At 65.2% G+C, this 12,370-nt stretch carries 9 protein-coding genes; 2 read left to right on the top strand and 7 right to left on the bottom strand.

Annotated elements, in window-relative coordinates; translation table 11 throughout:
- Positions 1-40: 40 nt before the first annotated feature.
- The 7 genes from LCF60_RS14900 to LCF60_RS14870 are packed head-to-tail and all read right to left on the bottom strand — an operon-like array spanning position 41 to position 8,260.
- Positions 41-1,171 carry an ABC transporter substrate-binding protein gene (locus tag LCF60_RS14900; protein ID WP_292292826.1) on the bottom strand — a complete coding sequence of 377 codons (1,131 nt, stop codon included), beginning with the start codon at positions 1,169-1,171 and terminating at the stop codon, positions 41-43.
- A gap of 42 nt (positions 1,172-1,213) precedes the next feature.
- Complete coding sequence (locus LCF60_RS14895) at positions 1,214-2,833, bottom strand: AMP-binding protein (RefSeq protein ID WP_292292825.1); 1,620 nt, start codon at positions 2,831-2,833, stop codon at positions 1,214-1,216.
- Positions 2,827-3,984 (bottom strand): acyl-CoA dehydrogenase family protein, encoded by a 1,158-nt coding sequence (locus LCF60_RS14890; protein WP_292292824.1) that lies wholly within the window; start codon positions 3,982-3,984, stop codon positions 2,827-2,829. The genes LCF60_RS14895 and LCF60_RS14890 overlap by 7 nt, the downstream gene beginning before the upstream one ends.
- On the bottom strand, positions 3,984-4,787 hold the full coding sequence (locus LCF60_RS14885) for an enoyl-CoA hydratase family protein (RefSeq protein ID WP_292292822.1): 804 nt from the start codon (positions 4,785-4,787) through the stop codon (positions 3,984-3,986). Before LCF60_RS14885 ends, LCF60_RS14890 begins: the two co-directional genes overlap by 1 nt.
- Complete coding sequence (locus tag LCF60_RS14880; protein WP_292292821.1) at positions 4,774-5,250, bottom strand: MarR family transcriptional regulator; 477 nt, start codon at positions 5,248-5,250, stop codon at positions 4,774-4,776. Before LCF60_RS14880 ends, LCF60_RS14885 begins: the two co-directional genes overlap by 14 nt.
- Positions 5,247-5,966, bottom strand: coding sequence for an SDR family oxidoreductase (locus LCF60_RS14875; RefSeq protein WP_292292820.1), 720 nt, complete (start codon positions 5,964-5,966; stop codon positions 5,247-5,249). The genes LCF60_RS14880 and LCF60_RS14875 overlap by 4 nt, the downstream gene beginning before the upstream one ends.
- A complete protein-coding gene (locus tag LCF60_RS14870) occupies positions 5,963-8,260 on the bottom strand; it encodes a bifunctional salicylyl-CoA 5-hydroxylase/oxidoreductase (RefSeq protein WP_292292872.1) in 2,298 nt (765 codons plus the stop codon). Before LCF60_RS14870 ends, LCF60_RS14875 begins: the two co-directional genes overlap by 4 nt.
- 259 nt (positions 8,261-8,519) lie before the next feature.
- Between LCF60_RS14870 and LCF60_RS14865 the strand changes: the two genes are divergently transcribed.
- Positions 8,520-10,463, top strand: a complete 1,944-nt coding sequence (locus LCF60_RS14865) for a 3-hydroxyacyl-CoA dehydrogenase NAD-binding domain-containing protein (RefSeq protein ID WP_292292819.1) — start codon at positions 8,520-8,522, stop codon at positions 10,461-10,463.
- Between the two features lie 45 nt (positions 10,464-10,508).
- The gene (locus LCF60_RS14860; RefSeq protein ID WP_292292817.1) at positions 10,509-12,155 is read left to right on the top strand and encodes a sulfatase-like hydrolase/transferase; all 1,647 of its coding nucleotides are present in this window, start codon (positions 10,509-10,511) and stop codon (positions 12,153-12,155) included.
- Positions 12,156-12,370: the final 215 nt, after the last annotated feature.

Below are 12,370 nucleotides of genomic sequence, written 5' to 3'. Positions count from 1 at the left end.
TCCCCCGCCGCTGTCGGGCAGGGCGGGGGAACCAAAGGTCTTACATGTTGCAGGCGTCGGCATAGGCATCGGCGCGGTCTTCAAGAGCCGTTCCGATGATCCGGTTGGTCAGCACGTCGCCTTCCATCACCACTTCGCGGGCATAGATGTCCTGGATCGGGTGATGGTTCGGGCCGAATTCGAAATCGCCCCGCGTGCTGTCGAAATCCGCCGCGCGCAGCGCCTCGCGGAACGCTTCCTTGTCCGACACGTCCGCCGCGTCGATGGCCGAGATCAGCAGGTTCGCGGTGTCGAAGCCCTGGCTTGCATAGAGCGACGGCAGGCGGTCGTATTTTTCCTGGAAGCTTTCGACGAAGGCGGAGTTGGTCGGGTTGTCGAGATCCTTGGACCATTGCGAGGTGTTCACGATGCCGAGCGCCGCATCGCCGACCGCGCCAAGGATGCCCTGGTCAAAGCTGAAGGCCGGGCCGATCACCGGGGTCTCGACACCGCTGTCGGCATATTGCTTGAGGAAGGAAATCCCCATGCCGCCGGGCAGGAAGAAGAACACGCTGTCGGCCCCGCTTGCGCGGATCTGCGCGATCTCGGCGGCGTAGTCGGTCTGGCCAAGCTGGGTATACAGTTCTCCGGCCAGTTCGCCCTCGTAGAACCGCTTGTAACCCGTCAGCGCGTCCTGTCCCGCCGGGTAGTTCGGCGCGAGGATGAAGCTGTTTTCATAGCCGGTCTGGTTGGCCCAGGCGCCGGCCGCCTCGTGCAGGTTGTCGTTCTGCCACGCGACGTTGAAGTAATTCTCGTGACAGCCCTGACCGGCCAGCTGCGACGGGCCGGCATTGGGCGACAGGTAGAACACGCCCTGGTTCACCGCGCTCGGGATCACCGCCATCGCCAGGTTGGACCAGATGATGCCGGTCATCACGTCGACGCGTTCGGACTGGATCATCTTGTCGGCCAGCTGCACCGCGATGTCGGGTTTGCGCTGATCGTCCTCGATCACCAGTTCGATATCGTCGCGCCCCGCCTGTTCCAGCGCCAGGACAAAGCCGTCCCGGACGTCGATGCCAAGCCCTGCGCCACCGCCCGACAGGGTGGTGATCATGCCCACCTTGACCTCTGCCGCGGCCGATGTCGCCGCGAGTGCCAGCGCCGCAGCGCCAAGTGCCAATTTCTTCATGTGAACTCTCCTTGTTGGTTCAGGCCTTTGTTTGTCATACGGTTACCGATCCGGCCTGAGACGGAACCGTTGTATTTTACCGCTTTCCGTTTTGGGAAGCGTCTTTGTGAAAATGACCGAACGCGGATATTTGAACGGTGCAATTGTCGACTTAACGTGTTCCTGCAGAAGCGTCACCATCGCGTCGCAGGCTTCGTGCCCGTCACTGAGCACCACATGCGCCTGCACAATCATGCCGCGGGTGTCGTCCGGCACGCCGATGACGGCGCATTCGGAGACCGCATCATGCCCCAGCAGCGCGGCTTCGACCTCGGGTCCGGCGATGTTGTAGCCCGAGCTGACGATGATGTCGTCATCGCGCGCGGCGAAGTGGAAATAGCCGTCTTCGTCGCAGACAAAGGAATCCCCGGTCAGGTTCCAGCCATCGCGGACGTATTCCTCCTGGCGTTCACCATAGAGATAGCGGCAGCCGGTCGGGCCGCGTACCGCGAGCCGTCCGATGGTGCCCGGCGCGGCATCGCTGCCGTCCTCGGCCAGCACCTTCGCCTCGTATCCGCGAACCGGCTTGCCGGTACAGGCGGGGCGATGATCGCCAAAGCGGTTCGAGATGAAGATGTGCAGCAACTCGGTTGCGCCGATCCCGTCGAGCATCGGCTTGCCCGTCTTGGCCTTCCAATCCTCGTAGACCGGCGCGGGCAGGGTCTCGCCGGCCGAAATCGCGGCGCGCAGGCTCGACAGGTCGGCACCGTCATCCATCGCCTGGAGCATCGCGCGATACGCCGTGGGCGCGGTCAGGCAGACGGTCGCGCGGTAGGTCTCGATGATCTCGATCAGGTTCGGGGGCGACGCGGTTTCCAGCAGGGCCGCCGCCGCGCCAAAGCGCAGCGGGAACACCGCGAGACCACCCAGTCCGAAGGTAAAGGCCAGCGGTGGCGACCCGACGAAGACATCCTCGGGCTGCACGTCCAGCACCTCGCGCGCATAGCCATCCGCGATGATGAGAAGGTCGCGGTGAAAATGCATCGTCGCCTTCGGGTTGCCCGTCGAGCCCGACGTGAAGCCGATCAGCGCCACGTCATCCTGCGCGGTGTCGACCGCCTTGAACGCCACCGGTTTCTGCAGTGCCAGCCGGTCCAGTTCGGCATCGTGGTTCTCGGTGCCGTCGAACCCGACGACGGTCTGGAGCGACGGGCTTTTCTTGGCGCATTGCACCATTTCATCCATCAGCCGCGTGTCGCAGAGCGCGTGGGTGATCGCGGCCTTTTCGCAATATTTGGCAAGCTCGCCCGCGCGCAGAAGCGGCATCGTGTTGACCACGATCGCACCGGCCTTGGTGGCCGCCAGCCAGCAGGCGACCATCGCCGGGTTGTTGGCCGACCGGATCATCACCCGGTTGCCGGGCTTGATGCCAAGATCGTCGACCAGCGCATGCGCCAGCCGGTTGGTCCAGTCGGTCAGTTCCTTGTAGGTGCGCTGCCGCCCGTTGCCGATCAGCGCCGTCCGGTCGCCGAACCCCTTGGCGACCATCGCGTCGGTCAGTTCCACCGCCGCATTCAGCCGGTCGGGATAGTCGAACCCGTCCAGAAGCAGATCGGGCCAGTGCTCGACCGGGGGCAGGTTGTCGCGCGCAAACGTGTCGGTGTGGGCAGAGGGTCTCAGCATGGTTGCGATCTCCCGTGATTGGACAAGGTCTGCCGCGCGATCACCACGCGCTGCACATCCGTGGCGCCTTCGTAGATGCGCAGGGCGCGGATCTCGCGGTAGAGCCGTTCGACGGTTTCACCGGATTTCACACCATCGCCGCCGTGCAGCTGTACCGCGCTGTCGATGACCTTTTGCGCCTGCTCGGTGGCGAACAGCTTGGCCATCGCCGCCTCGCGCGTGACCCGGTCGGCGCCGGTGTCCTTGAGCCATGCCGCGCGGTAGACCAGAAGCGCGGCGGCATCGACATCGAGCGCCATGTCGGCGATGTGGCCCTGCACCATCTGGAGGTCGGAAAGCGGCGCTCCCTGCACCTGTCGTGTCGTGACGCGGGTCAGCGCCTCGTCCAGCGCGCGGCGGGCAAAGCCCAGGGCGGCGGCGGCCACGGTCGAGCGGAAGACGTCGAGCACCGACATGGCGATCTGGAAGCCGCGCCCCGATGTGCCGATCAGCGCGTCGGACGGAATCCGGCACTCCGAGAACCGCAGGGTGGCAAGCGGGTGCGGCGCGATGGTTTCGAGCCGTTCGACAATTTCCAGCCCCGGCGTGTCCGCAGGCACCACGAAGGCCGACAGGCCCCTGGCCCCGGGCGCTTCTCCGGTGCGGGCAAACACCGTGTAGACATCGGCAATGCCGCCATTGGAAATCCAGGTCTTTTCGCCGTTCAGCACGACGTGATCGCCATCGACCTCGGCGGTCATCGTGGAATTGGCGACATCCGACCCCGACGCGGGTTCGGTCAGCGCGAATGCGGCGATGGCCTGGCCGCTGCGCGTCAGGGGCAGCCACGCCGCTTTCTGCGCGTCCGTTCCGAACAGCGAAATCGCCCCGGTCCCAAGCCCCTGCATTGCAAAGGCGAAATCCGCCAGCCCGTCGCGGCGCGCAAGGATCTCGCGGGCAAGACACAGACGGCGCACGTCGAGCGGACCCGACAGGCTTGCGGTGGGTTCCAGGATACCCGCCGCGCCAAGGTCGCCCACCAGCTTGCGGCAGGTTGCGTCGGTGTCGCCGTGGTCGATCGTGAGATCAGCCGCCACCGCCTCGACCCGGTTGGCCCAGTCGCGATGCGCCGGGTCGAAGAAGGGCCAGTCGAGATAGCTTTGGTCGCTCATCAGTCGCCCTCGAACAGGGGTTTCTGTTTTGCCACGAAGGCATCATAGGCGCGGGTGAAGTCCTTGCCCTGCATGCAGATCGCCTGCGCCTGCGCCTCGGCCTCGATGGCCTGGTCAAGGCTCATCGACCATTCCTGCGCCAGCATGGTCTTGGTCATGGAATTGGCGAAGGTCGGCCCCGCGACGATGCGGCGGGCCATCTCCATCGCCTCGGTTTCCAGCGCGTCCGCAGCAACGACACGGTTGTAGAACCCCCAGCGTTCGCCTTCCTCGGCGCCCATCGACCGGCCGGTATAGAGCAGTTCTGCCGCGCGGCCCTGGCCGATGATGCGGGGCAGGATGGCACAGGCCCCCATGTCGCAGCCCGCCAGACCGACGCGGTTGAACAGGAACGCGGTCTTCGCCTCGGGCGTGGCAAGGCGCAGGTCCGACGCCATCGCCATGATCGCGCCCGCCCCGGCGCAGACGCCATCGACGGCGGCGATGATCGGCTTGCCGCAATGGATCATCGCCTTGACCAGATCGCCGGTCATGCGGGTGAAGGCCAGAAGTTCCTTCATGGTCATGCGGGTCAACGGGCCGATGATGTCATGCACATCGCCACCCGAGCTGAAATTGCCGCCATTGGGCAGGATCACCACCGCGTGCACGTCATCGGAATAGGCCAGAGCGCGGAACCAGTCCCGCAATTCGGCATAGCTGTCGAAGGTGAAGGGGTTCTTGCGCTCGGGCCGGTTGTGCGAAACCCGCGCGATGCCGTCTTCGATGGTGCACAGAAAATGTGTCGGGTCAGGGATGCTCATATGTGCCTTCCTTGGCTAGAACCCGCTCTGCGAGTGTCGCCATCGTCGTGATGTCCTCGGAGCCCAGATCGCTCAGAAGCGTGTCGATCCAGGCTTCATGCTCGGCCGCCATGCTGTCGAAGGTCTCGCGGCCCCGCGGCGTCAGCCGTGCGATCTGGGCGCGCCTGTCACCGGGCACCGAGATGCGCAGCGCCAGCCCTTCCTGGGTCAGACGGTCGACAATGCCCGTCACGTTGCCGTTCGACACCTTGAGGTAACTCGACAGTTCGCTCATCTTGAGCCCGTCCGGATGCCGGGCCAGCGCGGCCATCACGTCGAACCGCGGCAGGGTCGTTCCGTGATGTTCGCGCAGTTTGCGGCGCAGGTCCGTCTCGATGCCCTGCGTCAGTTTCAAGAGCCGCAACCAGAGCCGCAGCCGTGCTTTCGACAGGTCTTCTTCAAGCGCGCGGGCGTTTTTGGTCATGTCTCGCCTCCGGAAACCGAAAGCGCGTGCCCGTTGACCGATGCCGCCCCGTCCGATGCCAGGTAAAGCGCCGCCGCCGCCACCTCGTCCGGGGCGATCAGGCGCTTCATCGGGTTGCCGGACACGACCATGCCGGTGGCGGTGTCCCGATCCACGTCGAACCGTGTCATCAGCCCGTCGATGGCCGTGTTCGCCATGTCGGTATCGGTGAAGCCGGGGCAGATGGCGTTGCAGGTGATGCCCGATTTCGCAACGTCGAGCGCGACGGAACGGACAAGGCCAAGCACGCCGTGTTTCGCCGCCGTGTAGGCCGGAACAGCGGCCCCGCCCTTGAGCGATGCCGTCGATGCAATCGCGATCAGCCGGCCGCCCGAGGGCATCGCCGCAAGGGCCGCCCGGAAGGTCAGGAACGTGCCGGTCAGGTTGACTGCCAGGGTCCGGTTCCAGTCTTCAAGCGTCACATCGCGGATCTTGGCTGGTGTGCCCGCTCCGGCATTGGCGATGACCACGTGGAAGGCGCAATCGAACAGCGCCGCGACCTGTGCCTCGTCCGTCACGTCTGCGGTGCGGCAGGTCATGTCGAAGCCGTCCGCGGTTTCGTGCAACGGCTCTTCGCGCCGTCCGGTGATGGTGACCGCGTCGCCCTCGCGGGCGAAGGCCCGGGCGATGGCGCGTCCGATGCCGGTTCCGCCGCCGGTGACCAGGACCCGTCTCATGCCCGCACCGCCTCGGCTTCACGGTCCGCCAGTCGCCAATGCTGGTCGCGCCCGGCAAGATAGGGCAGGGGCCAGTCCGGCGCGCCGCGGTCGCCGATGCGGGCGGCTTCGTGCAGCGTCCAGTAGGGATCGGCCAGGTGGGGACGACCCACCGCGACAAGATCGGCGCGCCCGGCCATCAGGATGGAATTGGCGTGGTCGGCCTCGAAGATATTGCCGACCGCCATGGTGCAGATGCCCGCCTCGTTGCGGATACGGTCGCTGAAGGGGGTCTGGAACATCCGGCCATAGACCGGACGGGCCTCGGGGGTGGTCTGCCCGGCGGAGACGTCGATCATGTCGGCCCCGGCCTTCCAGAAGGCGCGGGCGATCTCGACCGCCTCGTCCGGCGTCACCCCGTCATCGCCCACCCAGTCATTGGCCGAGATGCGCACCGACAGGGGCTTGTCCTCGGGCCAGACCGCCCGCATCGCGGCAAACACCTCGAGCGGATAGCGCAGGCGGTTTTCCAGCGACCCGCCGTACTCGTCGGTGCGATGGTTTGACACCGGAGAGATGAAGGACGACAGAAGATAGCCGTGCGCTGCGTGCAGTTCGATCATGTCGAACCCGGAGCGCTGAGCCATTTCGGCGGAGGCGACGAACTGATCGCGCACCGCGTCCATCTCGGTGCGGGTGATCTCGCGCGGAACCGGGTTGCGGTCTGACCACGGCAGGGCCGAGGCGCTGACCACATCCCAGTTGCCGTCGGGAAGGGGGGCGTCCATCTCGTCCCAGCCCAGCTGGGTCGATCCCTTGCGCCCCGAATGGCCGATCTGGCAGCAGATCTTCGCATCGGTCTCGGCGTGTACGAAACCGGTCAGCCGCGCCCACGCGGCCTCGTGCGACGGATCGTAAAGCCCGGGGCATCCCGGTGTGATCCGGCCTTCGGCGCTGACGCAGGTCATTTCGGTATAGACCAGCCCCGCGCCGCCCTTGGCGCGTTCGCCATAATGGATCAGATGCCAGTCTGTGGGGCAGCCATCGACGGCCTTGTACTGCGCCATCGGAGACACCACGATGCGGTTCTTCAGCGCCATGTCGCGCAGCTTGAACGGCGCGAACATCGGCGCGCGCACCGGCGCGTTCGGGCTGACCCCGGCCTGCGTCTGGAACCACCGTTCCGCGCTTTCAAGCCAGTCCGGGTCGCGCAGGCGCAGGTTCTCGTGACTGATGCGCTGGCTGCGGGTCAGCAGAGAATAGGTGAACTGAACCGGATCGAGGTCGAGATAACGCTCGACCTGTTCGAACCATTCGAGGCTGTTGCGGGCGGCCGATTGCAGCCGCAGCACCTCGATCCGCCGTTCATCCTGGTAGCGGTTGAACGCGGCCTCCTGCGTCGGTTCGGAATGCAGGTAGGTGGCCAGCGAAATCGCGCTGTCGAAGGCCAGCCGCGTACCCGACCCGATCGAGAAATGCCCTGTGGCGGCGGCATCGCCCATGAGCACCACGTTTTCGTGGTGCCACGTGTCGCAGATGACCCGCGGGAAGTTCATCCAGACCGCAGATCCGCGCAGATGCGCGGCATTGGACATCAGGTCGTGCCCGTCGAGGTGATCCTCGAAGATCCGGCGGCAGGTCTCGACGATCTCCTCCTTGGACATCGCTTCGAACCCCCAGCGGTCCCATGTGGCCTGCTGGCACTCCACGATGAAGGTCGCGGTGTTGTCGTCGAACTGGTAGACATGCGCCCAGACCCAGCCATGTTCGGTCTTTTCGAAGATGAAGGTGAAGGCGTCGTCGAATTTCTGATGAGTGCCCAGCCAGACGAACTTGCATTCGCGCATGTCGATATCCGGGCGGAACACGTGCTTGTATTCCTCGCGGACCCGCGAATTGATGCCATCGCAGGCGACCACGATGTCATAATCCTGGCGGAAGGTCTCGGCGTCCTGGAACTCGGATTCAAAGCGGATGTCCACGCCCAGTTCGCGGGCGCGGTCCTGAAGCAGCACCAGCATCTGCCGCCGTCCGATCCCGGCGAAGCCATGTCCGGTCGACACGGTGCGCACCCCGTCATGCACCACCGCGATATCGTCCCAATAGGCAAAGTGATCGCGGATCGCCTGGGCGCTGACCGGATCGTTTTCCTCGAGCTGTTCCAGCGCGTCGTCCGAAAGCACAACGCCCCAGCCGAACGTGTCATTGGCGCGATTGCGTTCGAACACGACCACCTCGTGCGATGGATCGCGCAGCTTCATCGAGATCGCGAAGTAAAGACCGGCCGGTCCTCCTCCAAGACATGCGACACGCATTTCGTCGTCCCCTTGAGCAGATTCGTCCATGATCTTCGCAGAGATGGAATTTATTTCAAGCTTGAAGTTTCAAGCATGAAATTGTAGCGTCGGGCATCGCGGAGCCATTGGGACCGGCTTGCCGGCCCGAGGTCGGAAGCGGCTTGTCAAAGGCCTGGGCGCGCGGGACACTTGCCGCAGGACGGACCGACCACAGCAACGGAGCGATACGACAGGTGATGCCATTGCCCTTTGAAAACCCGGATGTTCAGGTGCCTGCATGAGTGTTGTCTCGACCCTGCTTCACGGATCGGTCGCTGTCGTGACGATCGACAATCCGCCGGTCAACGCCACCAGCCAGGCGGTGCGCGCAGGACTGCTTGCCGCCGTCGCGGACATCGAAGCCGATCCCGGGATTGCCTCGGTCGTGCTGAGATGCACTGGCCGGACCTTCGTGGCCGGCGCGGATGTGCGCGAATTCGACAAGCCCCCGCAGCCGCCGCATTTGCCGGATGTCATCGCGGCCATCGAAGCGGCGTCAAGGCCCTGGGTCGCGGCCATTCACGGCAGCGCGCTGGGCGGCGGGCTTGAGCTCGCGATGGGGTGTCACGCCCGGATCGCGGCCCGGGACGCGCGGCTTGGATTGCCCGAGGTGACGCTTGGCCTGATCCCCGGAGCCGGTGGCACGGTCCGCCTTCCGCGCCTGGTGGCCGCCGACGCGGCGCTTGCGATGATCGCGGGTGGCAAGCCCGTGACCGCGGCCCGGGCACTGGAGATCGGGCTGCTTGATGACGTGGCCGACGGGGATCTGACCGACGCGGCCATTGCGTTGGCGACCGGGCTCGAGGCGCCGCGCCGCACCTTGGACCGGCCGGTCCGGGACCCGTCCGATGCCGATGCCTTTTCGGCGCAGGTAAAGCGCTTCAAGACCCGGGCAGGCGGGCAACTGTCGATCCGGCACGCCGTCGAAGCGGTGGAAAACACCCTTGTCACCGATGCCGCCGCCGCGCTGGCGGCCGAGCGGCAGACATTCCTCGACCTCAAGGACAGTGAACAGGCCGCCGCGCTGCGTCACGTGTTTTTTGCCGAACGCGCCACGCTGTCCGATCCGCGTTGCAAGCAGACACCGCGCCCGGTCGACCGGATCGGTGTGGTCGGCGGCGGTACGATGGGCGCCGGGATCGCTGCGGCCTGTCTCTTGAAGGGGCTGAGCGTGACAATGGTCGAGCGCGACACCGAGGCGGCGGAAACCGGACGTGCCCGCGTCGCCGAAACGCTGGCCGGAAGCCTGGCGCGCGGGTTGCTGACGTCCGACGCGCGGGACGCGGCCCTGTCGCGCTTTCAGGCGGCCACCGACTACAGCGAACTTGCCGGGGAGGATCTGGTGATCGAGGCCGTGTTCGAAGACATGCAGGTCAAGAAGCAGGTCTTTGCCAGGCTGGACGAGGTCTGCGCGCCGGATGCGGTGATCGCAACCAACACGTCGTATCTGGATGTCGATGAACTGGCGGCGACGCTGCGCGATCCGTCGCGGGCCATCGGGCTGCATTTCTTTTCGCCCGCCCATGTGATGAAGCTGCTCGAGATCGTTCTGCCGGAGCGGGTGGCGGATGACGTGGTGGCCACCGGAGCGGCCCTGGCTCGCAAACTGGGCAAGATCGGGGTGCTGGCCGGTGTGTGCGACGGGTTCATCGGCAACCGGATCATGTCGGCCTATCGGCGCGAGGCGGACTACCTGCTCGAAGACGGTGCGACGCCATCCGAGGTGGACGCCGCGATGACCGGTTTCGGCTTTGCCATGGGGGTCTTTGCAATGCAGGATCTGGCCGGGCTCGACATCGCCTGGGCCATGCGCAAGCGCCGCGCGGCGACCCGCGACCCGTCGGAACGCTATGTCGCCATCGCCGACCGTCTGTGCCAGGCGGGCCGGTTCGGGCGCAAGACCGGCGCGGGCTGGTATGACTATGTCGATGGAAAGGCCCGGAGCGCCCCGACCGTCACCGAGATCATCGCGTCCGAGCGGAGGCGCGCGGGCATCACGCCGCGCCCCTTCGACCCGGAGGAGATCATGCAGCGCCTACTTGCGGCCATGCAATCCGAAGGGCAGAACGTGCTGGACGAAGGCATTGCCCGAAACGCGTGCGACATAGACGTGACGATGATCAACGGCTACGGATTTCCGCGCTGGCGGGGCGGTCCGATGTGGATGCGGGATCGCGGCTGAACCTGGCCGCCTTTCCGGGACGACGCAGGAACAAGGTGAAGCCCGATGACCGATCGACCGAATGTCTTGTGGATCATGGCCGATCAGCTTCGGTTCGATTACCTGAGTTGCTACGGCCATCCCCATCTGCACACTCCACACATCGATGCCCTCGCCGGGCGCGGCATGCGGTTCAGCAATGCTTATGTGCAATCCCCGGTCTGCGGCCCGTCCCGCATGTCGGCCTATACCGGACGCTATGTGCGCAGCCACGGGTCGACATGGAACGGCATGCCGCTGCGGATCGGCGAACCGACCCTTGGCGATCATCTGCGCGAGGCGGGCGCACGGGCGGTGCTTGTCGGCAAGACGCACATGGTCGCCGATGCAGAGGGCATGGCGTGGCTTGGCATCGATCCGCAAAGCGAGATCGGCGTGCGGGTGTCGGAATGCGGCTTCGAGCCGTTCGAGCGGGACGACGGGTTGCACCCCGACAGCCCGCGCCAGAACTGGTCGGCCTATGACGATTACCTGGTGGCGCAGGGGTTCCGGTCGGACAACCCTTGGGAGGATTTCGCCAATTCCGGTGTCGATCCCGATGGCGACCTCATGTCGGGGTGGCTTCTGAAGAATTCGCGCCTTGCCGCGAACGTACCCGAGGAACATTCCGAGACGGCCTACATGACCAACCGCGCGATGGACTTCATGCGGCAGGCAGAAGCCGACGGTCGCCCCTGGATGTGCCACCTGTCGTATATCAAGCCACATTGGCCCTATATCGTGCCGGCCCCGTATCACGCCATGTTCGGCAACCGCCATGTCCTGCCGCCCGTCCGGTCCTTGGCCGAGCGCGAGACGGATCATCCGTTGATGCAGGCCTATCTCGACGCGCGTGTCTGCAAGAGCTTTTCCCGCGACCCGGTGCGCGACCATGTGATCCCGGCCTATATGGGGCTCATCAAGCAGCTTGACGACAATCTGGGCCGGCTCTTTGCCTGGATGGACGACACCGGACTGACCGAGAACACGATCATCGCCTTCACCTCGGATCACGGCGACTACCTGGGCGATCACTGGATGGGCGACAAGGATTTCTACCACGACATGGCGGTCAAGGTGCCGCTGATCATCGCCGACCCCCGATCCGCGGCAGACGGGACACGCGGCATCGTCTCGGATGCCCTGGTCGAAATGATCGACCTTGCCCCGACCTTCATGTCGGCCCTTGGCTGCCCGCCGAAACCGCATGTCGTCGAAGGCCGCGATCTGACGCCGCTCTTGCACGGGCAGAAGGGGTTTTCGCGTAGCCATGTCATCAGCCAGCATGACTACCACTGGTCCGAGATGGCCAGGGCGCTGGGTCAGCCGCAGGAGCAGGCGCACACGACGATGATCTTCGATGGCCGCTGGAAATACATCCGGTGCGAAACCTTCCGGCCGATCCTTTTCGATCTGCATGCCGATCCGCAGGAACTGGTCGATCTCGGCGCCTCAGACCTGCCCGAACACCAGGAGGTCCGCACCCGCATGGACAAGGCCCTGCTGGATTGGGCAACGCGCCACCACACGCGGATCACCGCCACCCCGGACGTGCTTGCAGGACAGAGCAAGGCGGCGGAAATCGGTATCTTGATCGGGTTCTGGGACGAGGATGAATACGAATGGACGACCGGTCAGAGCTTCGATAGTCTGACACCGGTCGGGCGTCCCTGAAGGCACAAGCGGGGCTACTGGGATGTGAAAGCACCTATCGGCACGTGGGAAGCCGTCATCGAAGATGCAGGGTAGCGCGTCGTGGATTGACTGAAACGCCGGCGTGACGCCAAGGTCTTTCCAGTCGGGCAGCGATTTGTGCATCTTCGCCGTCCGGGAAAAGGGGGGACAGGATACATGCCGCGCCGAACCATTTGACGACGCCCAAGCTTTCC

Source organism: Marivita sp. (assembly GCF_020055635.1).
GTDB lineage: Bacteria > Pseudomonadota > Alphaproteobacteria > Rhodobacterales > Rhodobacteraceae > Marivita.
Note: the sequence above shows the minus strand (reverse complement) of the source record. Positions and strands in the feature narration are given on the sequence as shown.